The sequence below is a fragment of the Mesorhizobium sp. M0854 genome (genome assembly GCF_040319815.1).
GTDB lineage: Bacteria > Pseudomonadota > Alphaproteobacteria > Rhizobiales > Rhizobiaceae > Mesorhizobium.
Window position 1 is genome coordinate 1 of record NZ_JAMYOL010000005.1, and the last position, 26,426, is coordinate 26,426.

The window sequence follows — 26,426 nt, forward strand, 5'->3', positions numbered from 1 at the left end:
CGATGATCTGCTCTTCAGAGAAGCGGCTACGTTTCATGTCCTGGTCCTCTCGATGGGCCAGAACGAACTTCAAACCGGATTAGATCAGAGGGGCAAGGTCATCTGTTCTCCTTTTCCCACACGATTTCCCACAACGGCGTGTTTCCCACAAAATCCGTTGCACGAGTGGAGAGATTAAAATGAAATGAAAAACCCCGGCGCAAACCGGGGAATTACAAGCGTTGAGGGGTTAGTTGCGAGGGTGCAACGGACTAGAACGGGATTTTAAGTCCCTTGCGTCTACCAATTCCGCCACGTCCGCAGGCCAGTCCTGTTCAGATGCCGGGCAGGGGCCGTCAAGCCGTCTTCTGCCGTCGACAAATCTGGCACTGGAAGCTAGCGAGGCCGATCACCTACAGTGATACAAACAAAATCGTTTCACCTGGAAATGTTTTTAGCGGCAGCTTCCGCGACTACCGCGAATGCGCGTCCCCCGTTCGCAGGATGCGTTCGGGCGCTCTGCCCTGATAGACTCCAATTGGCAAGTGGATCGGCGCGCCGATACTCGACGCCGTCCTCTACAGACATTGGGAGATTGTCATGCTCAAGCTTGCCTCTGCCCTGGCACTGCTGGTTGTTGGGACGGCGTCTCTGTTTGCCGATGAGATGCCGATGAACGCCAAAGACATCAAATGGGGTCCTGCTCCAGCTGTCATTCCCGCTGGCGCGGAAATGGCTGTTGTCGCTGGAGACCCCTCAAAGGAGGGCGCCTATGTGCTGCGGTTGAAGACACCCGCCGGCTACAAAATTGCCGCACATAATCATCCCACCACGGAATACGTAACGGTGCTTTCCGGCAACTTCCATATTGGAATGGGCGATAAGCTCGACGAGGCGAAAGGTGTCGAACTGACTGCTGGCGGCTTCGGCGTCGCGCCGGCCGGAATGAATCACTTCGCCTGGACGACAAGCGATACGATCATCCAGGTTCATGGCGAGGGGCCATTCAAGATCACCTACGTCAACCCGGCAGACGATCCAAGCAAGAAGTGACAGTTCGGGATCGAATTGAGTGAACCGGCCGAAGGCTCGAACGATGGAGTGCGTCAAACTCCGCGACCGTCGATTCAGAAGGATCCTCTAACGAGACGAAAGCTGATTGGCCGCAACGGAATCGTATTCCGCCTGGGCCATTTGCCATGAATGGCGCAATAACAAAAACCCGCCTCGGGAGGCGGGTCGTTGGAGCCAATTGGCACCATACCCAAATTAGTAGCATAGCTGCCGGCACAAAGCAAGAACAAAGTTGCTGCGGCCGACACAAAATGCCCTTGGCGATTGGCGAAGGCCATGGCGCATCGATCTCCCTCCTTGAGGGGGAGATGGCCGGCAGGCCAGAGGGGGTCGTCGCGCGTGGATAGGCGACCCCTCTGTCGCCATCGGCGACATCTCCCCCTCGAGGGGGGAGATCTGCAACTTCGCCGTCCGCGCTTACTTCCCCGCTGGTCAAAATCCTCGCGGCTTGGCACAGTCGGGCAAAGAGGAGCCTGTTGATGCCGAAGACCGCCAATGCGACGAAACCAAAACCCTGGACCGAGATGGCGACGCATCTGGTCGATGTCGCCATGGGCCGCAAGCCCGCCGATCTCGTCATCCGCAACGGGCGCTGGGTCAACGTCCATTCGGGCGAGATCATCGCCGGCACCGACATCGCCATTGCCGGCGGCCGCTTTGCCTATTGCGGGCCGAACGCCGGCCATGCCATCGGCCAGGGCACCAAGGTGGTCGATGCCGGCGGCCGCTATCTGGTGCCGGGGCTTTGCGACGCGCATATGCATGTCGAGAGCGGCATGGTGACGGTGACGGAATTCTGCCGCGCGGTGATCCCGCATGGCACAACTTCGATGTTCATCGATCCGCATGAGATCGCCAACGTGCTCGGCCTGCCGGGCGTGCGGCTGATGCATGACGAGGCCGTCGCCATGCCGGTCAATGTACTCGTGCAGATGCCGTCCTGCGTGCCTTCGGCACCGGGGCTGGAGCATGCCGGCGCCGAACTGACCGTCGCCGACGTTGCCGAAGCGATGAGCTGGGAAAACATCATCGGGCTCGGCGAGGTGATGAATTTTCCGGGCGTCGCCGCCAACGATCCGGTGATGTCGGGCGAGATCGCCGCGACGGTGAGGGCCGGCAAGACGGTCGGCGGGCATTATGCCTCGCGCGATCTCGGCCTGCCGTTCCACGGCTATGTCGCCGGCGGCCCCGAGGATGACCACGAAGGCACGCGCGCCGAGGACGCCATCGCCCGCGTCCGCCAGGGCATGAAGGCAATGCTGCGGCTGGGCTCGGCCTGGTATGACGTCGCCTCGCAGATCAAGGCGGTGACGGAGAGCGGGCTCGACCCGCGCAACTTCATCCTGTGCACAGACGACAGCCATTCCGGCACGCTGGTGCACGAAGGCCATATGGACCGGGTCGTGCGCCACGCCATCAGCCAGGGCTTGAAGCCGGTGACGGCGATCCAGATGGCGACGCTCAACACCGCCCAGCATTTCCGGCTGGAGCGCGAGATCGGCTCGATCGCGCCGGGACGGCTCGCCGATCTGCTGATCGTCTCCGACCTCGCCGAAATGACCATCGACGAGGTCTATGGCCGCGGCGTCAGGCTGGCCAAGGGCGGCAAGCTCGAAATCGACATTCCGGCCTACGACTATCCGAAGACGGCGAAGAACACCGTCAAGCTCGGCAGGAAGCTCAAGCCCGGCGACTTCGACATCGCCGCACCCATGGGCGCCAACGAGGTGCGAGTGCGCGTCATCGGCGTCATCGAGAATCAGGCGCCGACGCGGGCGCTGGAGGCCGATCTTGCCGTCGAGGACGGGCTGGTCGCCATGGACCGCCGCAACGATGTCTGCCAGATCGCGCTGGTCGAGCGCCACAAGGGCACCGGCGGCGTCACCAACGCCTTCGTCTCCGGCTTCGGCTACATCGGCGATTGCGCCATGGCGTCGAGCGTGGCGCATGATGCCCACCACATCATCGTCGTCGGCACCAACAAGCAGGATATGGCTCTGGCCGTGAACCGGCTGGGCGAGGTCGGCGGCGGCGTCGTGCTGTTTTCCAACGGCAAGGAGCTGGCGCTGGTCGAAATGCGGATCGCCGGGCTGATGTCGGACGAGCGCGCCGAAATCGTCGCCGCCAAGGCCGACAAACTCAGCGACGCCATGCGGCAGATGGGCTGCTCGCTCAACAACGCCTACATGCAGCACTCGCTGCTGGCGCTGGTCGTCATCCCCGAGCTCAGAATTTCCGACGTCGGCCTGATCGACGTGACGACTTTTCAGAAGGTTGATTTGTTCGTTTGAAGAATCACTGAACCCTGGAGGGACAGCGCCCCCTCTGTCCGGCAGGACAGAGGGGGGCGCGAAGGATCGCTGCAGAGCGTATTTGTTGACAGCTGCCAATCACCGGCGTGATTGGCAGCAGAGGTCGGCTCACCCGCCGGTGGCGATGGTCAGCACCTTGAACGGCGTGGTGATGACGATTTCGGCGACCGAGCCGACGGCCTTGCCGAGGCCCTGGCCGAGATTGTCGAGCTGGGCCGGCGCGGTCTCTTCGGAGGCGAGGCCCGCCGGGGCGCGCAGGCGGTCGCCGAGCAGCTGCACCAGGAACGGGTTGTCGGCGAATTTGGCGTGGTTCAGCCGGTCGCCGCCCTTGGTCTTGGTCAGGTCGACCACCGAGACGCCATAGCTGGCGAGGTCGGCCGCGTCGCCATAGTCGCCGACGCGTGGCTTGTCGCCGGAGATCAGGGTCGACAGCCTGAGCGCCCGGTCGTCGCCCGAAAGCAGCACGGCGAACGGCTTGTCGGGCTTGCCGTAGCGGATCATCTGCTTCTTGAACACGTCGACGTCGATATCGGGTGAGGCCAGGATGACGTAGCCGAGCTTGCCGCCGAGGTCGCGGTCGCCGGTGATGGCAAGCTGGCGCAACGCTTCCATGGTCACCCAGGTCCCCATCGAATGGGCAATGATGTCGATGCTCTTGGCGCGGCTCTTGGCGAGCATGCGCAGCGTCGCTTCGAGATCGTCGCGCGCCGCATTGGCGCTTTCCTTGTCGTAGATGTAGCCGGTCGTCTTGCCGCTCGACGCCCACGAAAACAGCACCGGCGTGCCTGGGTATTTCGTGTCGTGCGCGATCTGCGTCAGCCGGTAGATACCGTCATCGAAGCCGTTGTTGAAGCCGTGCACGAAAACCAGCGCGCGGTCGCCGCGCATGGCGATGTCGGCGCCGACCGCCTTGGCGAATTGCGGGGCGCCTTCGTAGAAGGTGACGCCGGTCGCCGTGAAATCCTTCGCCGGATTGCTGTTGGCCGAGCCCTTGACCCGCTCGATGGCGCCGAGCTGGTGGATTTTGGGCACCGTCACCTCGACGCTGGCAAAGCTGGTGGTCGGCGAACGGTCGCCGTCGAACACCTGCCGGGGCTCTTTCATTGCCTTTTGCCGGGTTGTGGCGACGAAGATCCTGTGCGTCGCCGCAATGTCCGAAGCAGGCACGATGATCGTCGTCTTGTTGAGCAGATCGTGCGTGTTCTGGCCGGCGCAGCCGGTAACCGCGAGCGCGAACGCAGCGACGAGAAAGATCTTCGAAGGCACGATCACGCGGGCTCCCGCAAAGGCGACGTCGAGCCGGAGACGTCTTGGCCTATTCGATAGAGGCAGAGGCCGGCACGGTCCAGTTCAAACTGTTCCGATTGTGCGGCAATGGTCAACGGTCGCTGCCGCGCAATGCAGCTATTGTCCGACCGAGGCGATGCGGTCTGTCACTTCGCGGTCGCTGGCAAACCCGTCATCCTCGCGCAGCTTCTGGCCGATCAACTGCACCAATTCCGGATTATCGGCGAATTTGGTGTGGTTGAAGCGGTCGGTTCCCTTGACGCTGGAGAGATCGACGACCGACACGCCATAGCTGGCGAGGTCGGCGGCGTTCTTGTAGTCGCCAACGCGCGGCCGCGCACCGGCGATCAGGCCGGAGAGCCGCAGCGCCCGGTCGTCGTCGGAGAGCAGCAGGATGAACGGCTTGTCCGGCTTGCCGTAGCGGCGCATCTGGCTCTTGAACACGTCGACGTCGATGTCGGGCGAGGCCAGCACGACGTCGCCGAGCTTGCCGCCCAGATCACGGTCGCCGGTGATGGCGAGCTGGCGCAACGCCTCCATGGTAACCCAGGTCCCCAGCGAATGGGCGACGATGTCGATGCGCCGCGCGCCGGTCTGCGCCAGCATTCTCAGCGTCACTTCCAGCTGGTCGCGGGCAACGCTGGCGCTTTCTTTGTCGTAGACGTAGTCGGTGGTCTTGGCGCCCGACGCCCAGGAAAACAGCACCGGCGTGCCCGGATAGCCGGAATCATGGGTGATCTGGGTGACGCGGTAGACGGCGTCGTCGAAGCCGGTGTTGTAGCCGTGGACGAAGACCATGACACGGCCGCCGCGCGCCGCGATGTCGGCGCTGAGGGCGCTGGAGAATTTCGGCTGGGTGTCGTAGCCGACGACCTCGGAAGCCATGAAGTATTTGGCCGGATCGTCCGACTTGCCGCGTGAGCGCCGCTCGATCTGGCCTGTCTTGTGGATGCCGGGGACGGTGACGTTGACGCGGGCATAGTTCAGCGTCGCCGAACGCTCGCCGTCGAAGACCTGGTTGGGATCGTCGGAGCGCTTGCGCGTCGTGGCGATGAAGATCGAGTGATTGCCGGCGATTTCCGTCACCGGCACTGCCATCATGGCGCTGCCGAGCAGTTCCTCGGTTTGGCGGCCGCCGCAGCCGGCGAGCAGCGCGGCAAGGACAATGATGCAAATCGTCTTCAAGGGCACTTAAGCAATTCCACTCCGGCCTGACCAAAGGCCCATCCACCTCCGCCGCACCTCCCGGACAGGCGAAGTGCGGCAGAAGTAAGTCGCAGGCGCCCGAAATGCGCTCAGCGCCCCGCGACTGCCATCGCACTGTTGCACGAAAGCCAGAACGGCGGCAGGAACGCCGGAATGTTGGAAAAGGGCAGCACTTCCGGCTTCAGCCTTATGCCGAGCACGTCGGTCATGAAGGCGCGGCGCGCCTCGATGCGGCGCCAGGCCTCGGGAAAGCGCGCCGCGATCTCTTCGCGCAGCGCCTCGTCGGCCAGCGCGATGCCGTCCTCGATGTTTGTGGTGAAATAATCGGTGCCGGTCGCCGGGATGATGTCGACCTGCAAGGCCATGCCCGATTTCAATCTGATGTCGGAGCCGGAAAATACCGGCGAATGCATCCATTCGTCGATATGGATGAGATGGCCGGGGTTGAGCGCTACGCCGAAGAACCGATCGCCGATGCGCTCATGCACAGCTTGCCACAACGCGCCGCCGGGAACGCCGATGCCGACCGTCTCGTACCAGTCGACGACGGCGCAGAAATAGGGCGCGACCAGCTTCTCGACATAGTCCTGGATGCCCCTCGGAAGCTCGGCCGCGTCCTCGACCAGAAAACCGGCGCGGGCATTGAGCGAGCCCTGGATGCCATAGGCCATGGTGATCGGGTCGCCGCGCTTGATGACGTCAAGACGCGGGCTCGGCAGGCCATAGGCCGCCCGCCTGCCGGCCGACAGCATCGGGTGGCAGCATTGCGGCAGGCCGTTGATGCCCATCAGCCGCGCCGCCTGCAATTCGGTCATGCCGGGTTCGATGCCTTGCAGGACATTGCGCAGGCCTTGCGAGGAATAGGTCGCGGCGAATTCGAACGCGGCCAGTTGGTCGGCCTCGTTGATGGCGCGCAGGCCGTCGGCAGGGTTCATCAAAAGGTTCGCCGCGTTGATGATCACGCCCCTATCGCCGGCAAGGCTGCGCAGCGTGTCGGCGATGAAGGACGGCAGGTCGAGCGTCGTTTCGCCAAAACCCGCATCGCCGGGGCCGAACGGCTTCCAGCCGATGGCGCCGATGCGCTGGCCGGCTTTCAGGCCGCAACCGACGAGGATGTCGGCCAGCGCTTGCGAGCGGTCGCGCGGCTGCGCCGGCAGCGAGAACGTCTGGTAGAGCACGCGCTCGTAAGGCCCGTCGCAGATCTCGGCATAGCCCCAGCCCTCGTTGCCGACCAGCAGTTTCGGCGGCTTGCCGGGAACGATGACCAGCAGCGTCTCCTCGAAGCGCGGATCGTAGCCACAGAGATAGGCGACATTGGCCGCATGTTCGCGGTCGCCATAGACGACGAAGGCATCGAACCCGCCAAGTGCGACCAGCGCCGCGATACGGGCCTCATAGGTGGCGCGGGGAACCAGCGGCATCACCGTCGGCTCGCCGAACTCCGGCAGCGACACGGTTTTCCGGGCAACCGATGCGACAGGCATGAGCAAACGCCCCCAAATGCTTACGTTGATTCCGGAAATGCCCCTTCGGGTGGCCGGACAATGGCTTCGCGAGGCCGGATATGCAATAGCGGGACCGAATTCGCCTAGCCTGTGGGGTGCTCCAGCCATGACCAGTTTCTCCTCTCGCGTCGCTGCCGCCGCTGCCGCGATCCGCGAGATCTTTCCGGAAACGCCGCTGCAGGAAAACGACTATCTGTCGAAGAAGACCGGCGCGCGGGTGCTGCTGAAGCGCGAGGACCTGACGCCGGTGCGCTCCTACAAGATCCGCGGCGCCTTCAACTTCTTCCGCAAGACGCTCGCCGCCGGCAACGCTGCCGAGCTGTTCGTCTGCGCTTCGGCCGGCAATCACGCGCAGGGCTTTGCCTTCGTCTGCCGCCATTTCGGCAAGAAGGGCGTCGTCTTCATGCCGGTGACCACGCCGCAGCAGAAGATCGACAAGACGCGGCTGTTCGGCGGCGAATTCGTCGAGATCAGGCTGGTCGGCGATTTCTTCGACGACTGCTACCGCGCCGCACTCGAATTCACCGAAACTGCCGGCGCACACATGGTGCCGCCGTTCGACCACAAGGACATCATCGAAGGGCAGGCGACCGTCGCCTACGAGATATCAGGCCAGATGCCCGGCGCGCGCATGCCCGACATTGTCATGCTGCCGGTCGGCGGCGGCGGCCTGGCCGCCGGTGTCACCCATTATTTCGCTGACCAGCACCGCGAAACGCGCTTCGTCTTTTGCGAGCCGGCCGGCGCCCCGAGCCTGAGCGAGAGCCTTGCCGCCGGAAAGCGGATCAAGCTCGCCAAGGTCGACAATTTCGTCGACGGCGCAGCAGTGGCCGAGATCGGCCGCGAGCCGTTGCGCCACCTGAAGGAGTTTGCCGCCGACACCGTGCGGCTGATCCCGGAAAACCGGCTCTGCGCAACCATGATCGAAATGCTCAATGTCGAAGGCGTCGTGCTCGAGCCGGCCGGCGCGCTGGCGATCGATGCGCTCAAGGATTTTTCCAGGAAGGAAATCAGGGGCAAGACCATCGTCGCCGTGGTGTCGGGCGGCAATTTCGATTTCGAGCGGCTGCCGGATGTGAAGGAACGGGCGCTGCGCTTCGAGGGCTTGAAGAAATACTTCATCATCCGCTTTCCGCAACGGCCCGGCGCGCTGCGCGATTTCCTCGAATTGCTGGGTCCCGACGACGACATCGCCCGCTTCGAATATCTGAAGAAATCGGCGCGCAATTTCGGTTCGGTGCTGATCGGCATCGAAACCAAGGACCGCCGCAATTTCGACCTGCTCAAGGCGAATTTCGACGCCGAGAGCGTCCATTACCAGGACATCACAGACAACGAGACGCTCGCCGGGTTCATCATATGAGCAGCAACGATCTTCCGAACGCTCCGGCGAAGGTTTTTATCGCGCTGTTTTCCGGCATCAATGTCGGCGGCAACCGCATCGTCAAGATGGCGGAACTCAGGTCATTTTTGGAGCAGCTCGGCTTCTCCGATGTCGCCACCTATGTGCAGAGCGGCAACGCCGTGTTCCGGTCGCCAGATGGCGATGCGGCGACGCTGACCAAGCGGTTGGAAACGGAATTCGAGAAGAAATGGGGGTTCCATTCACGCATCATGGTGCGCGATATCGGCTGGCTCGAGCGGCTGGCGGCGGACAATCCCTATCCGGAAGTGGCCGGCGAGCCGACCAAGCTGCATGCCTATGCGCTGGAGCGCCGGCCGACCGCCGAGGAGGTCGCCCGGCTGGCGGAAAAATGCACCGGGCCAGAACGCTTCGAGATCAAGGGCGACGTGCTCTACCTGCATGCGCCTGACGGGCTCGGCAAATCCGTGTTTGCCAATCAAATTCCGCGCGTTCTGAAGGTGCCGGGCACGGCGCGCAATTGGCGCACCGTGCTGATGCTGCTGGACATGGCCAAGGCCGGCGGTTGACAGGTCGTCTACGCGGTCGGAGCGCGTTTCCAGTCGAATGCCAGCTCTTCACGGAAGGCGAAGCGCTTGATGTGCTCGGCGACGACCGTTTCCAGGCGCTCGAGCGAGCCGGCTTCATCGGTCGTCACTGCAATGTGCAGCGCAGCCGGGTCGGCATCGAGAACCGTGCGGCCGAGCGTCAGATCGATGGTGCCGTGGTTCGGGTCGAATTCGACGGGAAACTTGTGCGCCCAATGTTTGCACAGCTGCTGCAGATAGCGGCTGGCATGTTCGGTGGCGACGTCGACATGGCTGGCCGGCATGAATGAATTCTCCTTGGGAATGCGGACGCGAAAACCGAACCAGGGCCCGCCTGCGTCCGTTCATGATGGCGTGATCGGTTACCAGCTGCCGGTGTTCGGCATCGACGCCCACGGCTCGGCCTTCGGCTTGGCCGGACCTTTCTGCAACAGCTCGATCGAGATGCCGTCCGGCGATTTGACGAACGCCATGTTGCCGTCGCGCGGCGGCCGGTTGATGGTAACGCCATTGTCCATCAGCCGCTGACAGGTGGCGTAGATATCGTCGACCTCATAGGCGAGATGGCCGAAATTGCGGCCGCCCTTGTAGTCTTCCGGGTCCCAATTGTAGGTCAGCTCGACCAGCGGCGCTTTCTCGCTGATGCCGCTTTGCTCGTCTTCGGGGGCGGCGAGGAAGATCAGCGTGTAGCGGCCTTGCTCGTTTTCATGGCGGCGCACTTCCTTGAGGCCAAGCTTGTTGCAGTAGAAATCGAGCGAAGCATCGATGTCGGCGACGCGGACCATGGTGTGCAGATAGCGCATGATTTCCTCCTTATGTTGCGTTGCGGCGCAACATAAGGGCGGCCCGGCCAAAGGGCAATTGGCCACGCTTGCCGGCGCCGGCAAACGGCAAATCCGCTATTCCTGTACGGAACCGTGAAAAAAGGCACGTCAGGTCTTGCACACACCGGAAGCCGCGGTGTTAATCTGATACCAAGAATCAGTTGCGGTGTTTGTTGAAAAAAGGGGGCGTTCTTATGGGGGAAAAGGCCTCTTTCATGGGGCGGGACGGGGCCGGTAACGATGCGTTGAAGCGGGATGAGAGCGCCGATACGGCCGATCTCGTCGAAATCGCCGGCGCCATCAAATGGTTCGACGTGGCCAAGGGCTACGGTTTCATCCTTCCCGATGATGGTACTTCGGGCGACATCCTCCTCCATGTGACATGCCTTCGAAAGGACGGTTTTCAGACCGCCCTGGAAGGCGCCCGTGTCGTCTGCCTGGTCAAGCAGGGCGAGCGCGGGTTGCAGGCCTTCCGCGTGCTCTCGATGGATGTCACCACGGCGGTGCATCCGGCGGAGCTGCAGGAGCAGCGTACCCATGTCGCGGTGACGCCGGAAAGCGGCCTCGAACGGGCGCTGGTCAAATGGTTCAACCGCACCAAGGGGTTCGGCTTTCTGACCCGGGGCGAGGGCACCGAGGACATTTTCGTCCACATGGAGACGCTGCGCCGCTACGGCATCACCGAACTCCGGCCGGGCCAGGTGGTGCTGGTCCGCTTCGGACGCGGCGACAAAGGCCTTATGGCTGCCGAAATTCACCCCGATATGGGTACCTTGCCGGTCTCGCATTAGTTCCGGCCGAGGATTTCATATGGCTCACAGCAACCAGCTGACGGCGGGCGCGCTCTGCGCCGGGATTTTCCTCATCGTCGCCGCAAGTGCGTTCTTCTATTTTCAGCAACCGAGTTCCGCCGACGGCAAGGCGATGATCCTTCCCGTCGACCCGGCGCCGCTGGTCGCGGTGACGAAGGCCGGCGAGCGTTCTTTTTCCGTGGAAATCGCAGACACGCCCGCCGAGCGCGAAGCCGGGCTGATGTTCCGCCGGCACATGGCCGACAATCACGGCATGCTGTTCGTGTTCGGCGCGCCGCAGGATGTGAGTTTCTGGATGAAGAACACGCCGATGCCGCTCGACCTGATCTTCGTCGGCCAGGACGGCCGGATCCGGGCGATCGAGCAAGGCGAGCCGCAGTCGGAGGCGATCATCTCGCCGGACGAGCCGGTGCGCTTCGTGCTCGAGCTCAAGGCAGGCACCGCCGCCAAAAAGGGCATTAAGGACGGCGACCTGCTGCGCCATCCCGCCATCGGCACGGCGCCGGGGCCGGCCATGCCGCCGCCCGACAAGGGCGATGCGCCGAGTGTCGATTCCGACTGAGCGGGCAGGATCTTCGGCCGATGCAGTTCTTCTCCCATGACGGTTTCGACCTTGCTTTCCTTGACCGCCAGCCGGCATCGGGGCAGGGCGATCCGGTGCTGATGATCCACGGCTTTGCCTCGAGCCATTACGTCAACTGGGTGTCACCCGGCTGGTTCAAGACGCTGAACGACGCCGGCTACCGTGCCATCGCCTTCGACAATCGCGGCCATGGGTCGTCGTCGAAGAGCTATGACGAAGCCGACTACACGCCGGCAAAAATGGCGTCGGACGCGGCAGCGCTTTTGAACCATCTCGGCATCGAACGCGCTCATGTCATGGGTTATTCGATGGGCGCGCGCATATCGGCCTTCCTGGCGCTCTCCGACCCGGAGAAGGTGGCGACGCTGGTCTTCGGCGGTCTCGGCATCGGCATGATCGACGGCGTCGGCGACTGGGATCCGATAGCCGACGCCCTTCTGGCCGACGATCCGGCAGGCACCAGCGATCCGCGCGGCCGCTCGTTCCGCGCCTTCGCCGATCAGACCCGCAGCGATCGCCGCGCGCTCGCCGCCTGCATCGCCACCTCGCGCGAATTGCTGAGCGAGGCCGACATTGCCCGCATTGCCCAGCCGACCTTGATTGCGGTGGGAACCAAGGACGACATCGGCGGCTCGCCGGATGAACTCGCCGCCCTGATGCCGAACGCCAGGGCTTTTCACATCGAAGGCCGCGACCATATGCTGGCGGTCGGCGACAAGACCTTCAAGCAGCGCGTGCTGGAGTTTTATGCCGAGCATCGGTTTTGATGGATGGCTGCCCAAAAGCGGCCATTGGGCCTGAAGCTGGGGTTCTTAGCGGTTTTGCAACGATACGGGAGTAACCAAGCGTGACGCGTGGATCGGTTCAAACCCGCCACGCGCTGAACGAGGGGCAGGGGGTACGATGGCACAATGGGGAAGAAGCGACGCCGCTTTGCTGGGCGTCGTTGCGAAAAGCAGGTTCGGCGAATGGTCCGTTGTTCTAGCGCTGGCTGCATTGGTGGCAGGCGCGATGGCGATCACCGCGTTGATGGCAATGCCGAGCGACGCGTCCGTGCTTATCCAGCACAGTGTGACAGGCTTCTTCATGGCGGTATTTTTCCTGGTCGGGCCATTGGCGCATCTTACCGGCGCGGTCTTCGGGCTGATGGCGCTGGGTCGTCCAAACGACAATCGTTTGCTCGGCCTGGCTGGCATCGTGGTCAACGGCGCGTCGCTTGCCGCCGGGGTGTTTATGCTGTGGGCCATGGCATCGACCATAGGCGCGTTTACGTGATTTCGGGCAGATCTTCCGGACGCAAGTGGCCGACGCGTCGGGCTACGATCGGCGCGGGCTGTGCCCCAGCGCCCTGAGCGACCGCGCCATGTTATGCCGTGCCTGGGTTTCGAAGCGCCGGCGGAATTCCTCGCTGTGGAAGATATGCGGACGCGCGAGGAAGCCCTCTAGCACTGCGGCACGGCCGGCCCGCCACATCGGCTCATCGACCCACTTATATTCGCGGCGGACCGCCTGTTCATAAGCGTCGAACGCCTCGGGCGCAGCACCCAGGATCGCCAGGTCCATGTCGAGGAACAGCGCCGCGTCGCGAACCGAATGCTGGTCGCCAAGGGGCGGCAATTCGTGGCCGGCGGTGGCAGTGATCATCGCGGCGATGTGGCCGAGGCGTTGTGCATCGGCGCGACCGGCGAGCTTTTCCTCGGCAAGTGCGGCACTCCTCGCCTCATTGTCGTTGGCGCGGCTGTCGTAGATCGCGTCGTGAAACCAGATCGCTGCCTCGACTGCTTCAGGATCATGCAGCAACGCCTTGTAATCATTGGCCAGCGCCAGCATCGCCTCGATGTGGCCAAGGTCGTGGTAGTGGCGATCTTCGGCCTCATAGAGCGCGGAAAGCTCGCGCTTCAGGGTCTCGTCCATCAAGGTTGCGTTTTCCATGGCTGCTTGAAATTCCGCCAACCAAATCCATTTCACCAAGCACTAAGGAAAATTGAGTTCACCCGTGCTATGATCTGGCTTATAGGTGCGGCCGGAGAATAGGCAAGCCGCCAACCGAGACATTGGATGGCCGAGACATTGGATGGCCGGAGACATCAGATGAACAGCGTTACGATTTCCCGTCCCACCAGGGTGCAGCCGGTAGATCCGATCTGGCGTTCGATCCGCGACGAAGCGATGGAAGCGGTCAACCGCGATCCGCTGCTGGCGGCGTTCCTCTATTCGACCATCCTCAATCAGGAAAACCTGGAAGAAGCGGTCATTCACCGGCTGGCCGAGCGCCTCGCCCACCAGGACATCGGCTCCGACCTCATCCGCCAGACGTTCAAGGCGATGGCGGCCGACGACAAGGACTGGTCGACGACGGTGCGCGTCGATATCCAGGCCTATTACGACCGTGATCCGGCATGCGACCGCCTCATCATGCCGGTGCTCTACTTCAAGGGTTTTCACGCCATCCAGACGCACCGGCTGGCGCATTGGCTGTGGAACCAGGGCCGTCAGGACTTCGCGCTGTATTTGCAGAGCCGGTCGTCCTCGGTGTTCCAGACCGACATCAATCCGGCTGCCCGCATCGGCAAGGGCATCTTCCTCGACCACGCCACCGGCCTCGTCGTCGGCCAGACGGCGGTGATCGAGGACGACGTGTCAATCCTGCACGGCGTGACGCTGGGCGGCACCGGCAAAGCCGGCGGCGACCGCCATCCCAAGATCCGCTACGGCGTGCTGATCGGCGCCGGCGCCAAGATCCTCGGCAACATCGAGATCGGCCATTGCTCGAAGATCGCGGCCGGCTCGGTGGTGCTGTCGCCGGTACCGCACAACAAGACGGTTGCCGGCGTGCCGGCCCGCGTCGTCGGCGAGACCGGCTGCGACCAGCCTTCGCGGCAGATGGACCAGCTGTTGCCATCGCAGACGATGGACCACGTCGTCAGCTTCGACATCTGAGTGCTCGGGCAGGGGCTTGTCGCGTCGGACCAACTGTCGATGTCGGCGCCGCAGCGCAAACCTGAGGCGATTGCCCGTGTTCTCTCGCCGGCTTGCCTTTACATGACCATTGTCGACGTGCCAGAAGCGCGCTCAAACGAAGAAGCCGACGATCGGAGAAGACTGTTGAAGCCGGACGAAATCAGAAAGCTGGATGCCTATTTCAAGCGCACCTTCCAGAACCCTAAACTCGAAGTGAAGGCGCGGCCGCGCAAGGAAGATTCGGCCGAGGTCTATGTCGGAGACGAGTTCCTTGGCATCGTCTTCAAGGACGAGGACGACGGCGACTATAATTTCTCGATGGCGATCCTCGACATCGATCTGGCCTGAGCTGGGAGTTTAGCTGGCCGCTACGCCTCAAGTGCTGCGGCGGTACGGAACCTTGCAGGACGCCGGTGGGACAGCGCCCCCCTCTGGCCTGCCGGCCATCTCCCCCTCGAGGGGGGAGATTGGCAGCCTCGGCGCTGCGCTCTTCCTGCAACATTGGAGATTGGCGAAAGCCAAGATGACGGCCGATCTCCCCCCTGTGGGGGAGATGTCCGGTAGGACAGAGAGGGGCGCGAAGGATCGCTACGGAACGGCTCGTTTCGTTGCTTATCGCCCGGTCTTCTGCACACGCGCTGCTTCGGCAGAAATCGCCGCGTCGAGCCCCTGCCAGTCGCCCAGGAATTCCCGGGGGAAGCGGTAGGTGAGGCTGAGATTGTCGCCGACCAGGATGTCGCGTTCGCAGGGCGCCAGCGATTCGTCCGCGCTCGGGCCGCTCAGGCAGCGTGCGACGAACGGATCCTTGCCGGGGCGATCGGCGACCGCCAGCACTTCGTTGAGATAGCCTGATTTCTCGCTGAAGGCGTAAAGCGTGGTGCCGCCAGGGCCGGGCGTACCCGGCTTGGCGATCAGCGCGCTGTAGATCGGCGCGAAGCGGCCGCTCATGTCGCGCGACATCATCTGCGGCTCGAACGACAGGAAGACGATGTCCTTGCTGGGTCCCGTGTGGTTGAAGTCGTTGCGGGCAGCCTCGCTGTAGCCGTCCATCTCGGGATAGCGCAGATAGAGGTCGAGTCGCGAGGCGATGCCGTCGCGCCGGGCCTGGGCAAAGCGGATGACATTGGCCGGCACGGCGATGACGTTGTTGCCGATGACGACCCTGTGGACCGTGGTGTCGTCGGTGTACCCGGCCATGGCGATCGAGCGGCCGAACCATTTGCCCCCGAGGCTGATCGCCACCGAAAGCAGCGCCAGCGTCGCGAATGCATAAAACACCCGCCTCATCAGCGTCGAATCGACGACGCTGAGTTGCGGGCCCTCAGTGGCGGCTGCCTGCTTCATCGCGACCCTCATTTGCCGTCCCATCGGGTGTACCTGAACGGCACATCTCGGCGCGGCACGGCTCTTGCTTCGCAGCTTTGCGGGCGACTGTGCGATTTCATGGTAAACGGAGGGTAAAGATGGGCCCGGTCGAACAAATCATATTCAGTTTTATGGCTGGGCTGACGGCTTGCGGCCTGGCCGGATCGGCGATGGAGCTGATCGCCGGCCGCAGGCTTGCCTTCGTCCAGCCCTATGTATCGTCGAAGCACATGCTGCGCTCACTCGCCGCGACGGCTTGCGCCGGGCCGCTGATGTTCGCCAACGAGGCGCTGGACGCCTGGCGCGAGCGTCGCATCTCGGTGCTGGGGCTGATCTCCTGCGGCTGTACGGCGACCATCTGGGCGCTGGCGCTGGGCATGGTGGTGATCGCCATTGCGTCCTGGGCGGCTTCGCTTCTAGGGTCTGGCAGCTTGTCGGTGTGAGACGATCTGGAGACAGCAATGCCGATCTACGCGATTGACGGAAAAGCGCCCGCCTTCGAGGACGCCGACAGCAACTGGATCGCGCCCGATGCCACCCTGATCGGCAATATCAGGATCGGCCGCAATGCCGGCTTCTGGTTCGGCGTCGTCGTCCGCGGCGACGACGAGCCGATCGTCGTCGGCACCGACACAAACGTGCAGGAGCACACAATCATGCACACCGACGCCGGCTTTCCGCTGACCGTCGGCCAAGGCTGCACGATCGGCCACCGTGCCTTGCTGCACGGATGCACGATCGGCGACAACAGCCTGATCGGCATGGGCGCCATCGTGCTGAATGGGGCGAAGATCGGCAACAACTCGCTGGTCGGTGCCGGCGCGCTGGTCACCGAAGGCAAGGAATTCCCCGACAATTCGCTGATCGTCGGCTCGCCCGCGCGCGTCGTCAGGATGCTCGACGAGGACGCAGTCGCCAGGCTGCGCGCCTCGGCCGCGCATTATGTGGCAAACGGCAGGCGGTTTAGGGCGGGGCTGAGGAAGGTCTAGCCGACCCGGAAATGGCGGAGCCGGGCCGGCCTTAAGATACCGAAGCATAACCCCTTCCAAGTCAAACCGGCTGGGCGGTCGGCCGGAACAAGATCTCGTTGATATCGACGTCGTCGGGCTCGTTGATCGCGAAGGCGACCGTTCGGGCAAACGTATCTGGCCCCACGGCGATCTTGCTCACGAAGCCCCTGGTGCCCTGCTGGATATCCTTCTCGCTGATATGCTCGAGCAACTCTGTGCTGACAGCGCCCGGCGAGATCACCGTGGTGCGGATATTGTAGGGTTTCACCTCTTTCCGCAGACCCTCGGATAGCGCACGCACCGCGAACTTGGTGGCGCAATAGACCGCCGCACCCGGGTCGACCACATGGCCGTATACGGACGAGACATTGATAATGTGCCCCGATCGCTGCTCCTTCATGTACGGAAGCGCGGCCGCGATGCCGTAAAGGACGCCCTTGATGTTGACGTCGATCATCCGGTCCCATTCGTCGACCTTGAGCCGCTCGAGCGGGGCCAACGGCATGAGGCCCGCATTGTTGAGCATCACGTCGATGCGGCCGAATTCCCGGACCGCCGTGTTCACCAGGTTCTGGACCTGGCCGGCGTCGGTGACGTCCGTAGTAACGGCCTTGGCTTTGTGCCCAGCGGCGGTCAGTTCCTGGACAAGGGCGTCGATGCGGTGTGACCGCCGTGCACCCAGGACCACGGAAGCGCCTCGTGCGGCGAGATGGCGTGCCGTCGCTTCACCGAGGCCACTGCTAGCACCGGTGATGACGACGACCTTGTTCTCGATTCCTTCGGACATGAGATTCTCCTTGACAAGAATTGAAAGAGTTCAGGTGCGGGGGCCGGCCGAGGCGGCGAGCAAGGCCGATCCCGTGAGCAGGACGGCGGCGAGAAGGAAGGCGCTCCACCAGCCGGCCACGTCGAACAGCAGGCCTCCTGCAATAGCGCCGCCTGCGATCGCGAACTGGATCAGGGCGACCTGGAGTCCGCCCCCGGCCTCCAGGTCTTCAGGGATGAGCGTGCTCATCCAGGTGTTCCACGCCACCGGGATCGGGGTAGCGAACAGTCCCCAAAGAACCAGCAGGCCGGCCGTGGCGCGTGCAAACGGTCCAAAGGCAATCAGCAGTAGAGCGAAGACCGCGAGTGCACTCGGCAGCCCGATCAGCACGGCTGTGAGGTGCCGCCGGAGTATGAAGCCGACAATCGACAGTCCCGCCACGCCACCGAGGCCGACGCCCAATAGAGCCAGTGAGAGGGTGTTGACCTCAAGGCCCGTCACGTTTTCCAGAAACGGCCGCAGATAGATCGAGAGCGCGTTCTGCCCGATGAAAGCGAGCCCGGTCGCGCCCATGCCGATGGCGAATCTGCGATTCCGCAGCAGGCCGAACATGCTCGACACCGAGGCGATCTCTATCGGCGGCATCTTCGGGAGAACGGCCAACTGCCACACGAGCGCCGCAAGGCCGATGGGGACAGTGACGAAAAACGTTCCCCGCCATCCGATCAGCGATCCGAGGAAGCTGCCAACGGGCGCGGCGATCACCAATGCGAAGGCAGTGCCACCCTGGAGCAAGGCAATGGCCTTGGGCAGGTCGGGTCCCGCGGCCAGGCGGGCCAGAATGGCCGTCGACAGTGACCAGAAACCGCCGATCGCGATGCCCACCAGCGCCCGCCCGGCCAGGAAGACCAGGAAGTTGGGAGCAAGCGCCACCGCCAGGCTCGATGCGGCCAGCACTGCCGTATAGACCAGAACCACCGTCCGTCGATCGACGTTTCGCAACAGCGAGTTGCCGAAGAGGCTGGTAACCACGGCGAAGAATCCGGATACCGCGATTGCCTGGCCTGCCTGACCCTCGGAGACGGCCAGATCCTGAGCGATCGGGGTGAGCAGGCTCACCGGGAGGAACTCCAGTCCGACCAGAAGGAAGGTCAGCAGCGACAGGCAGACCACCGCAGACCATGGGGTCGTCCCGCTGTCAGCAGCAGTGGCCCCGTCCAGCACGAAATCGATGGTCATAAGGCAGTCTCCTGTCCGTTCCCGAACTACGTAGTCGGGCTGGCCAAATGCGACTAGCGGGTATAATTTTGATGTGGTTGTGAATGAGGCTCATCAATGCCACGCGACGAGTTCGCCGAAATGCGCGCGTTCCTGGAGATCACCCGGACGCGGAGCTTCACCCGAGCAGCCGCCAAGCTCGGGGTCACTCCTTCGGCCCTTAGCCACACCATCAAGTCGCTGGAGTCGCGGCTTGGCGTCCGTCTTCTGTCTCGCACCACGCGCGACGTGGCCCCGACGGCGGCCGGTCAACGCCTCAAGGAAGGCATCGAACCGCATTTCGAAGGCATCGCGGCTGGGGTCAGCGCTCTCGGCGTCCTTCGCGACAGGCCGTCCGGCAACATTCGCCTGGTGTGCACCGATGATTCGGTCGACATTGTCTTCCGCGCCCGGCTGCCAAAGTTCCTGAGCGACTTCCCCGATATCAATGTCGAGTTGGTGGTCGACAACGCCTTCACCAACATCGTCGAGCGCCAGTTCGATGCCGGCGTGCGTCTGGGCGAGTCCATTGCCCGGGATATGGTAGCCGTGCGCATCGGAGCCGACGTGACCTACACTGTGGTCGGCTCACCCCATTACTTCGCCCACCGGACACCGCCGGAGACGCCGCAGGAGCTGACCGACCATAACTGCATCAACTACCGGCTGCCGACGTCAGGATCGGTCTATGCCTGGGAATTGCGGGAAGGAGCGCGCGAGTTCAATGCTCGGGTCGAGGGACAACTGACGCTTAACAATATGGGGCCGGCGATCCAGGCCGCGCTTGACGGAGTGGGCTTGGCCTATCTGCCGCGCGAACTCGTCCTTCCACATATTGAGAGTGGCCTTCTCCAGGAAGTCCTGACCAAATGGTGCCCGACGTTCCAGGGTTACCACCTGTACTATCCAAGCCGGCGCCATCCCTCTCCGGCGTTTTCCGCCTTTGTCGACGCGTTCCGTATCAGGGGCAAGTAACAGCGTTTCGACGGCAAACGGCAGCTCGTATCCCACAAACGATCGTGAGACAGCTTGGATGACGAAGCGCAGTTGGAGGCAAAGCCGAGATAACTTTATCGAGATGCGTTCCGCCAGAAATGGTGGAGCCGGCCCGGGGACGGGGCCGGCTCCTTAAACCCGGTCGTTGGGGACGGGGAGGGTGGGGACTCGACCGGGTTTCTCCTAAAGCGCGAAGTCATGCGACGCACTTAACCTCTGCTCTATGCATGTCGTTATCCCAAAACCGCTACGCGCTTTTGGGCGACATGCCTTGGCGTCCTCAGCGGACGCTGGCGACCGCGTCGGAGCGGCCGTCGTTGATCGTCACCCAGGCGCCGGAATTCCGCTCGGACTGGCGCTTCAGGTAGGTGTAGCCGGTATTGGTCCAGGACAGCACCTTGGGCTGGAGATTGTCGAGGATGAACTCGCCAAGGCTGGTGCGCACGGTCAGCACCGCATGGCCGTCGCCATTGCGCTGGCGCACCACCGTCATCAGCAGATCGCCGGCCGGCACGCCGATGCTCATCAGCTCGCGGCGCTTTTCCAGCGCATAGTCCTCGCAGTCGCCGAAGCCGCTATTGGGAAAAGACCAGACTTCCTCCTTGCCCCACATTTCCATGTCGGTGCGCGGCGCGACCCTGCTGTTGACCGAATTATTGATCTTGACGATCGTCGCCCACAGCTTGCGGGTCAGCTCGACGGGCGCCCGGCCAGGCGTCCTCTGATTGCATTCCTGCGGAAGCTGCTGGCACATTTCGTAGTGTCCGACCGGCTGCGTGGTACGGCCGCCGGTGTGCATGAAGGCCGGCTCCGCCGCGTTTACAGTCCCCCAACCGAAAAGCTGCATCGCTATTGCCGCCAGCAACAGCTTGCCCCTCATCCTGTTCATTATTCAGTCTCCCCGTTTGAGGAGACAATGACACGGCTGGATTTATTTGACGCAAAAGCGCGAAGTAGACATTAAGTAAAACGCCAATAGAATAAACATAAAATTTGACGCAATTGAATATAGAATTGTTAGGGTGCCCTTTGGGTGCATCCGCGACAGCGGGACAGCGCCCCCCTCTGTCCTGCCGGACATCTCCCCCACAAGCGGGGAGATTGGCAGTTCCGGCGTCCCGCTCATTCCTGCGACGCTTGAGATTGGTGAAAGCCGTTTTGAAAGCCGATCTCCCCCCTCGTGGGGGAGATGCCAAGTGGTGGCAAAGAGGGCAAGACAGAGGGGGGCGCGAAGGATCGCCAGCCTCTCTCTTCCCTATAGTGCTGACGCTTCCGCGTCAGCCGCGCGACGAGCTGAATTCGGTATCGAGCGTTTCCGGCCGCTGGATGACGGCGAACTCGATGGCGACGCCATCTTCGAAATGGCGCACTATCTGGCCGCGCATGGTGCCCAGCATCACCTGGACGCCGATGGCCGGCTTGACGTCGATCTCGATCGCCGCGCCAGACAGCGACAGGTCGATGATGCGGCACTGGTACTGGCGCCCGTCGGCAAGCTGCAGCACGCTCGTCGGATTGCGCGGCGCCACGCGTTCATGGCGGCGGTCTTCCGGCAGGTCGAGCTCGTGCTTGTTGGCAAGCCAGGTCAGTTGCGCGGCGAGCTTGTCCCTCTTGCGGTCCGATGCGATGACGGTCATCGCAAAGCCATCCTGCAAAGTGCGAGTGATGACGCCTTCGATGCGGCCGATGTGATCGATATAGGCAATGACCTTTTCGCCAGCCAGGCCGGCGCGCTCGGTGCGCAGCGCGACGTTGCCGGGCGACATGTCGACCACCTGGCAGGGATGTTCGGTGCGGTCTTCGAGCATGAAACGTCCGTAAATTTTCACGCGGACGCGCTGAAAGTTACGCCTTTCAGCTTGGGACGGCGCATGGTCGACCGCCGCTGACCTCATCACTGCCATACCCCGTTCGGCATTCCGCGCATGGATGCGGGGAATTTCAGCGGAAAACTACAACAAAGCAGGTTAACAAAGGGGAAAGCCCGGCGCTGTTGCTTTAAGCTTTGGGCATCATTCCTCGCGTCCGCCGTCGAAGACGACTAGGTGACGGATGCGGCGGGCTTGGCCGAGCGCCGAAATCGTCTCGGGCGGGTCGAATTCCGATGGGGCGAGCGAGGGAACCTCGATCGCCGGACGGTTCCCCGGGAACATCGGCTCCTTGTCGGGATCGACGACGCGGATCGAATCGATCAACGCGTCGAGAACCGGGTCGGCGCCCAGCCAGAAGGGCTTTTCGACGGCGCTTATCACGCCGAGGCAGCGCGGGCTCTCGACACCGCCGTCGAGCGGCAGCGCGAGCAGCTCGAACCTGTTGGAACGGCCGCTGCGGCTGAAACCTTCATAGGTGATGAGCACCACCGATTTCAGGTCGAAGACGCCATCGGTCAGCTTCGAGATCAGCCGCTGGTCCTTCTCGCGCCACAGCGAAGGGAATGAAAACCCCTTGAGTTCGCGGCCATAGACCGCGCAGAGCCTGGTGCCGGCGAGCCGGAACACCGCTTCGCCGCGCGTGTCCTTTTCCAGGATGAACGTGTCGGCCAGCAGCGACTTGATGTCGGCGGGTTCGACTTCCGAGCGCTTCGGGGCAGGGCGTCCGTCACGCAACCGGTTCCAATAATGGAACAGCGTGATCGATCCGGTCTGGTTCATGCTAATGCTGCTCCGCGCATTCTGTCTTCTGATGTCCCATCGGTGAACAGAAGGGCGCCCTCCGAAGACCTACATGCGTTGCGGAGCAGGATGCGTGCCAGCATCGTTAATACTTGTTCACGGGTCGGGGCGGTTAAGGTTAACAACTGGTTTACGTTGCGCGCCGGCCAGGCCTGTGGCACACCAAAACCACTCCAGAAGCGGTCGTTTTGCGACGATCGGCAGCACTTCAGTCAAGAGTTCAGGGGGAGCAAGGGGGCTCGACCAGCCGTTCAAGGGAAACCTTGGACGGCTTCTTTTTTTGATTCGGGGCTGCTGATTCGCCGTTTGTGATTCGGTTGGCCGTGATCTACATGCTCGCCAAGTCCAATCCAGCGACTGAGTGCAAGCCATATGAGCGACCCAGAAAGCCCACCGGAGATCGAGCAGGGCGAGAGCGGGCCTGCCGCCCGCGAACCGGAGCAGCGCCGCGAACCGGTGTTCAACCTGCCGCCCGTGGTGCTGGCGGTGATCGGCATCTGCGTCGCGGTCCATCTGATCCGGGTCTATTGGCTGACCGACGACCAGGACTTCGAACTGCTTGTCCGGGCTGCCTTTGTCCCCATCCGCTATTCGGGCCGCTTCGATCTGGATTTCTTCGCGTTTTCGAGCCCCTTTACCTATGCCTTCCTGCATGGCGGCTTTGCCCATCTTGCCATCAACATGGTGTGGCTCGCGGCCTTCGGCTCACCGTTGGCCAACCGCTTCGGCGCGCTGCGCTTCAGCCTGTTCTTCGCCGCGACCGGACTGGCGGCGGTGGCGTTGTTCTGGGCCATGCACCCGCTTGGCGAGGCGCCGCTGGTCGGCGCCTCCGGCGCGATTTCCGGCATGATGGGCGCGGCGGCACGCTACGGCTTCCGCATTGACCGATCGTCGGGCAAGGCCGCCTTCGCCGGCCAGCCTTTGCCGATGGCGGCGGTGCTGCGCTCGCGCGGCGTCGTCACCTTTCTCGCCATGTGGATGGTGATCAACCTCGCGACCGGCCTCTTCGGCCTGGCGCCTGGCATTGACGGCCAGATCGCCTGGGAAGCCCATATTGGCGGCTTTCTTGCCGGCTTTTTCGGCCTGCGGTTTTTTGATCGGCGAGAGCAGGTGCCCCGGCAGGCGGACGAGCCGGAGACCTGAGACGGCCGCACTTGAAATGCAACCGTTCGCGGCGCACCATGTTCATCCCAGGGCAAGCCGGCCAGGGCAGGAGCCGGCAGGAAATGCAGAGGAGGACGCCATGACTGTTAAGGCAATTCTCGAGGCAAAAGGCCACGACGTGGTGACGCTCGGGCCGAACGAAAAGCTCAGCGAAGCCATCCGCATGCTTTCCGAACACAGGATCGGCGCGCTGGTCATCACCAACGGCGATCACAAGATCGTCGGCATTCTTTCCGAGCGCGATGTGGTGCGGGTTCTCGCCAAGGAGGGGGCGGCGGCGCTCGACCTTGCCGTCCGCTCGGCGATGACGCCCAAGGTGAAGATCTGCAATGAGAACCACACCGTCAACGAGGTCATGGAGATCATGACCAAGGGCCGCTTCCGCCATCTGCCGGTGGAAAAGAACGGGCTGCTCGACGGCATCGTGTCGATCGGCGACGTGGTCAAGCGGCGCATCGAGGATGTCGAGCGCGAGGCCGAGGAGATCAGGGCCTATATCGCCACGGCATAGGTGACGGCGGCCGGGTTGCCGGCAGGTCGATTTTTCAAGCTGCTATCGCAGTTCGTCGCGGCAGGTGCGGGCCTGTGCCGCGTCGGCGCCTGCGGCTTTGCGCTTGTCTCTTTTGGCGGTTTGCACTAGCGAAGTTGCACAGCAAAATATGCGTTCTCGCATATCCGCAATTTCAGTATGCAGGCCCTTATGAGCATTATCGACACCCGCACGCCCGACGCCAAGCGCCTGGTTCCCGGCGCCACCGGCGACTGGGAGATCATCATCGGCCTCGAGGTCCACGCGCAGGTGACCTCGCAGGCAAAGCTGTTTTCCGGCGCCTCGACCATTTTCGGCGCCGCGCCCAACGCCAATGTCAGCCTGGTCGACGCGGCGATGCCCGGCATGCTGCCGGTCATCAACGAGGAATGCGTCAAGCAGGCGATCCGCACCGGGCTGGGCCTGAAGGCCGAGATCAACCACAAATCGGTCTTCGACAGGAAAAACTATTTCTATCCCGACCTGCCGCAGGGCTACCAGATCTCGCAGTTCAAGCAGCCGATCGTCGGCGAGGGGAAGGTGATCGTCTCGGTCGGCCCGGACCGGCAGGGTGAATTCGAGGACATCGAGGTCGGCATCGAGCGCCTGCACCTGGAGCAGGACGCCGGCAAGTCGATGCACGACCAGCATGCGACGATGTCCTATGTCGATCTCAACCGCTCCGGCGTGGCGCTGATGGAGATCGTCTCCAAGCCGGATATGCGCTCCGCCGATGAAGCCAAGGCCTATGTCACCAAGCTGCGCACCATCGTGCGCTACCTCGGCACGTGCGACGGCAATATGGACGAAGGCTCGCTGCGCGCCGACGTCAACGTCTCGGTGCGCCGGCCCGGCGGCGAATTCGGCACGCGCTGCGAGATCAAGAACGTCAACTCCATCCGTTTCATCGGCCAGGCCATCGACTACGAGGCGCGCCGCCAGATCGCCATCCTGGAGGACGGCGGCAAGATCGACCAGGAAACGCGGCTGTTCGACCCCAACAAGGGCGAAACGCGCTCGATGCGTTCCAAGGAAGAAGCGCACGACTACCGCTATTTCCCCGATCCCGACCTTCTGCCGCTGGAATTCGACCAGGCCTATATCGACGAGTTGGCAAAGGACCTGCCGGAACTTCCCGACGCGAAAAAGGCGCGGCTGATCACCTCGCTCGGCCTGTCGACCTACGACGCCTCGATCCTGGTATCGGAAAAGGCGGTCGCCGACTATTTCGAGAAGGTGGCCGCTGGTCGCGATGGCAAGCTTGCCGCCAACTGGGTCATCAACGATTTGCTGGGTGCGTTGAACAGAGCCGGCAAGAGTATTGAAAATGCTCCGGTTTCGCCCGATCAGCTCGGCGCGGTCATCGATCTGATCAAGGAAGGCACCATCTCCGGCAAGATCGCCAAGGATCTGTTCGAGATCGTCTGGAACGAGGGCGGCGATCCGCGTCAGCTGGTCGAAAGCCGCGGCATGAAGCAGGTCACCGATACCGGCGCCATCGAAAAGGCGGTCGACGAGGTGATCGCGGCCAACCCGGACAAGGTCGAACAGGCGCGCGCCAAGCCGACCATGGCCGGCTGGTTCGTCGGCCAGGTGATGAAGGCGACCGGCGGCAAGGCCAACCCGCAGGCGGTCAACGAGCTGGTCAAGGCCAGGCTCGGGATCGAGTAGGATGTTCGTCCGCACCGCCGGCGAGCGCGATCTTGCGGCGGTGCGCGCATTGCTGGTCGAGACATGGCATGCCACCTATGATGCCATCTACGGCGGGCCGCGGGTCACCGAAATCACCGATGAATGGCATTCTGTCGCCGCGCTCAAAGCACGGCTGATGCGGCCCAACTCGGAGTTCCTGGTCGCCGACGACGGCAAAAACATCGGCGGCATGGCTTTCGCCGCCGCTACCACGGATGCCAGGATCGTCATGCTGAACCAGCTTTACGTGCATCCGGCCTGGCAGAGGCAAGCCATCGGCCAGGCGCTGCTGGACGAGATCGAGGCCAGCTTTCCGGAGGCCCGGACGCTGCGTGTCGAGGTCGAGGAAGCAAATGCTCCGGCTGTCGCCTTCTACCGCTCGAGGGGGTTCTTGCCCGCCGGCAACACGGCCGATTGCGGCGGCGCCTCGGGATTGCCGGCGCTGGTTTTGGAGAAGGCGATCGGCTAGCTCGTTTGCCTGG

At 63.1% G+C, this 26,426-nt stretch carries 29 protein-coding genes; 17 read left to right on the forward strand and 12 right to left on the reverse strand.

Features of this window, described 5'->3' with window-relative positions; translation table 11 throughout:
* Nucleotides 1-579 precede the first annotated feature (579 nt).
* Together NKH99_RS10490 and ade are read left to right on the forward strand one after the other, a co-directional pair.
* Complete coding sequence (locus NKH99_RS10490; protein ID WP_352453477.1) at nt 580-1,032, forward strand: cupin domain-containing protein; 453 nt, start codon at nt 580-582, stop codon at nt 1,030-1,032.
* Nucleotides 1,033-1,532: 500 nt separating this feature from the next.
* A complete protein-coding gene (gene ade, locus NKH99_RS10495; RefSeq protein WP_353013955.1) occupies nt 1,533-3,344 on the forward strand; it encodes an adenine deaminase in 1,812 nt (603 codons plus the stop codon).
* Between the two features lie 129 nt (nt 3,345-3,473).
* Here ade and NKH99_RS10500 read toward each other — a convergent pair whose 3' ends face one another.
* From NKH99_RS10500 to NKH99_RS10510, 3 genes are all read right to left on the reverse strand, one after another.
* On the reverse strand, nt 3,474-4,637 hold the full coding sequence (locus NKH99_RS10500; RefSeq protein WP_353013957.1) for an alpha/beta hydrolase: 1,164 nt from the start codon (nt 4,635-4,637) through the stop codon (nt 3,474-3,476).
* A gap of 132 nt (nt 4,638-4,769) precedes the next feature.
* Complete coding sequence (locus tag NKH99_RS10505) at nt 4,770-5,843, reverse strand: alpha/beta hydrolase (protein ID WP_353013959.1); 1,074 nt, start codon at nt 5,841-5,843, stop codon at nt 4,770-4,772.
* A gap of 104 nt (nt 5,844-5,947) precedes the next feature.
* Entirely contained in the window at nt 5,948-7,342 is a 1,395-nt protein-coding gene (locus NKH99_RS10510) for a hypothetical protein (protein ID WP_353013961.1), read from the reverse strand.
* Nucleotides 7,343-7,469: 127 nt separating this feature from the next.
* Here NKH99_RS10510 and ilvA point away from each other — a divergent pair, with 127 nt between their 5' ends.
* A complete protein-coding gene (gene ilvA, locus NKH99_RS10515) occupies nt 7,470-8,726 on the forward strand; it encodes a threonine ammonia-lyase IlvA (protein WP_353013963.1) in 1,257 nt (418 codons plus the stop codon).
* A complete protein-coding gene (locus NKH99_RS10520; protein ID WP_353013965.1) occupies nt 8,723-9,295 on the forward strand; it encodes a DUF1697 domain-containing protein in 573 nt (190 codons plus the stop codon). Before ilvA ends, NKH99_RS10520 begins: the two co-directional genes overlap by 4 nt.
* 8 nt (nt 9,296-9,303) lie before the next feature.
* Here NKH99_RS10520 and NKH99_RS10525 read toward each other — a convergent pair whose 3' ends face one another.
* Nucleotides 9,304-9,597 (reverse strand): DUF2218 domain-containing protein, encoded by a 294-nt coding sequence (locus NKH99_RS10525; RefSeq protein ID WP_352472739.1) that lies wholly within the window; start codon nt 9,595-9,597, stop codon nt 9,304-9,306.
* 78 nt (nt 9,598-9,675) lie between these two features.
* Nucleotides 9,676-10,116 (reverse strand): lactoylglutathione lyase, encoded by a 441-nt coding sequence (gene gloA / locus NKH99_RS10530; protein WP_023674793.1) that lies wholly within the window; start codon nt 10,114-10,116, stop codon nt 9,676-9,678.
* Between the two features lie 215 nt (nt 10,117-10,331).
* On the opposite strand from gloA, the gene NKH99_RS10535 reads away from it, so the two are divergent.
* From NKH99_RS10535 to NKH99_RS10550, 4 genes are all read left to right on the forward strand, one after another.
* A complete protein-coding gene (locus NKH99_RS10535) occupies nt 10,332-10,928 on the forward strand; it encodes a cold-shock protein (RefSeq protein ID WP_502899021.1) in 597 nt (198 codons plus the stop codon).
* A gap of 19 nt (nt 10,929-10,947) precedes the next feature.
* Nucleotides 10,948-11,511 (forward strand): DUF192 domain-containing protein, encoded by a 564-nt coding sequence (locus NKH99_RS10540; RefSeq protein WP_353013967.1) that lies wholly within the window; start codon nt 10,948-10,950, stop codon nt 11,509-11,511.
* A gap of 20 nt (nt 11,512-11,531) precedes the next feature.
* Entirely contained in the window at nt 11,532-12,299 is a 768-nt protein-coding gene (locus NKH99_RS10545; protein ID WP_352746715.1) for an alpha/beta fold hydrolase, read from the forward strand.
* Between the two features lie 136 nt (nt 12,300-12,435).
* Complete coding sequence (locus NKH99_RS10550; protein ID WP_352472741.1) at nt 12,436-12,807, forward strand: hypothetical protein; 372 nt, start codon at nt 12,436-12,438, stop codon at nt 12,805-12,807.
* 42 nt (nt 12,808-12,849) lie between these two features.
* Here NKH99_RS10550 and NKH99_RS10555 read toward each other — a convergent pair whose 3' ends face one another.
* Entirely contained in the window at nt 12,850-13,464 is a 615-nt protein-coding gene (locus NKH99_RS10555; protein ID WP_352501631.1) for an HD domain-containing protein, read from the reverse strand.
* Between the two features lie 159 nt (nt 13,465-13,623).
* Here NKH99_RS10555 and cysE point away from each other — a divergent pair, with 159 nt between their 5' ends.
* On the forward strand, nt 13,624-14,472 hold the full coding sequence (cysE, locus tag NKH99_RS10560) for a serine O-acetyltransferase (protein ID WP_353013969.1): 849 nt from the start codon (nt 13,624-13,626) through the stop codon (nt 14,470-14,472).
* A 165-nt stretch (nt 14,473-14,637) separates the two neighbouring features.
* Entirely contained in the window at nt 14,638-14,841 is a 204-nt protein-coding gene (locus NKH99_RS10565) for a DUF3126 family protein (RefSeq protein ID WP_023674799.1), read from the forward strand.
* 264 nt (nt 14,842-15,105) lie between these two features.
* Here NKH99_RS10565 and NKH99_RS10570 read toward each other — a convergent pair whose 3' ends face one another.
* Complete coding sequence (locus NKH99_RS10570) at nt 15,106-15,837, reverse strand: hypothetical protein (protein ID WP_352684867.1); 732 nt, start codon at nt 15,835-15,837, stop codon at nt 15,106-15,108.
* Nucleotides 15,838-15,956: 119 nt separating this feature from the next.
* On the opposite strand from NKH99_RS10570, the gene NKH99_RS10575 reads away from it, so the two are divergent.
* Together NKH99_RS10575 and NKH99_RS10580 are read left to right on the forward strand one after the other, a co-directional pair.
* Nucleotides 15,957-16,301, forward strand: a complete 345-nt coding sequence (locus tag NKH99_RS10575; RefSeq protein WP_254817711.1) for a DUF6949 family protein — start codon at nt 15,957-15,959, stop codon at nt 16,299-16,301.
* 18 nt (nt 16,302-16,319) lie between these two features.
* A complete protein-coding gene (locus NKH99_RS10580; RefSeq protein ID WP_353013972.1) occupies nt 16,320-16,847 on the forward strand; it encodes a gamma carbonic anhydrase family protein in 528 nt (175 codons plus the stop codon).
* A 61-nt stretch (nt 16,848-16,908) separates the two neighbouring features.
* Here the strand turns inward: NKH99_RS10580 and NKH99_RS10585 are convergent, their stop codons facing one another.
* Both NKH99_RS10585 and NKH99_RS10590 read right to left on the reverse strand, forming a co-directional pair.
* Nucleotides 16,909-17,655: an SDR family oxidoreductase gene (locus tag NKH99_RS10585; protein WP_353013975.1), complete on the reverse strand. Its 747-nt coding sequence runs from the start codon at nt 17,653-17,655 to the stop codon at nt 16,909-16,911.
* A gap of 30 nt (nt 17,656-17,685) precedes the next feature.
* Nucleotides 17,686-18,873, reverse strand: coding sequence for an MFS transporter (locus tag NKH99_RS10590; protein WP_352541385.1), 1,188 nt, complete (start codon nt 18,871-18,873; stop codon nt 17,686-17,688).
* 96 nt (nt 18,874-18,969) lie between these two features.
* On the opposite strand from NKH99_RS10590, the gene NKH99_RS10595 reads away from it, so the two are divergent.
* A complete protein-coding gene (locus NKH99_RS10595) occupies nt 18,970-19,866 on the forward strand; it encodes a LysR family transcriptional regulator (protein WP_353013977.1) in 897 nt (298 codons plus the stop codon).
* Between the two features lie 301 nt (nt 19,867-20,167).
* On the opposite strand, the gene NKH99_RS10600 is transcribed toward NKH99_RS10595, so the two are convergent.
* From NKH99_RS10600 to NKH99_RS10610, 3 genes are all read right to left on the reverse strand, one after another.
* Nucleotides 20,168-20,767, reverse strand: a complete 600-nt coding sequence (locus NKH99_RS10600; protein ID WP_352836918.1) for a transglutaminase-like cysteine peptidase — start codon at nt 20,765-20,767, stop codon at nt 20,168-20,170.
* Between the two features lie 397 nt (nt 20,768-21,164).
* Nucleotides 21,165-21,782: a PilZ domain-containing protein gene (locus NKH99_RS10605; protein ID WP_352702380.1), complete on the reverse strand. Its 618-nt coding sequence runs from the start codon at nt 21,780-21,782 to the stop codon at nt 21,165-21,167.
* 117 nt (nt 21,783-21,899) lie between these two features.
* Nucleotides 21,900-22,538 (reverse strand): PAS domain-containing protein, encoded by a 639-nt coding sequence (locus NKH99_RS10610; RefSeq protein WP_023674809.1) that lies wholly within the window; start codon nt 22,536-22,538, stop codon nt 21,900-21,902.
* A 393-nt stretch (nt 22,539-22,931) separates the two neighbouring features.
* Here NKH99_RS10610 and NKH99_RS10615 point away from each other — a divergent pair, with 393 nt between their 5' ends.
* From NKH99_RS10615 to NKH99_RS10630, 4 genes are all read left to right on the forward strand, one after another.
* Nucleotides 22,932-23,702: a rhomboid family intramembrane serine protease gene (locus tag NKH99_RS10615; RefSeq protein WP_031211254.1), complete on the forward strand. Its 771-nt coding sequence runs from the start codon at nt 22,932-22,934 to the stop codon at nt 23,700-23,702.
* 100 nt (nt 23,703-23,802) lie between these two features.
* Nucleotides 23,803-24,234, forward strand: coding sequence for a CBS domain-containing protein (locus NKH99_RS10620; RefSeq protein ID WP_023674810.1), 432 nt, complete (start codon nt 23,803-23,805; stop codon nt 24,232-24,234).
* 189 nt (nt 24,235-24,423) lie between these two features.
* Nucleotides 24,424-25,923 (forward strand): Asp-tRNA(Asn)/Glu-tRNA(Gln) amidotransferase subunit GatB, encoded by a 1,500-nt coding sequence (gene gatB / locus NKH99_RS10625; protein WP_352614201.1) that lies wholly within the window; start codon nt 24,424-24,426, stop codon nt 25,921-25,923.
* A gap of 1 nt (nt 25,924) precedes the next feature.
* Nucleotides 25,925-26,413: a GNAT family N-acetyltransferase gene (locus tag NKH99_RS10630; protein ID WP_353013982.1), complete on the forward strand. Its 489-nt coding sequence runs from the start codon at nt 25,925-25,927 to the stop codon at nt 26,411-26,413.
* The last annotated feature ends 13 nt before the right edge of the window (nt 26,414-26,426 follow it).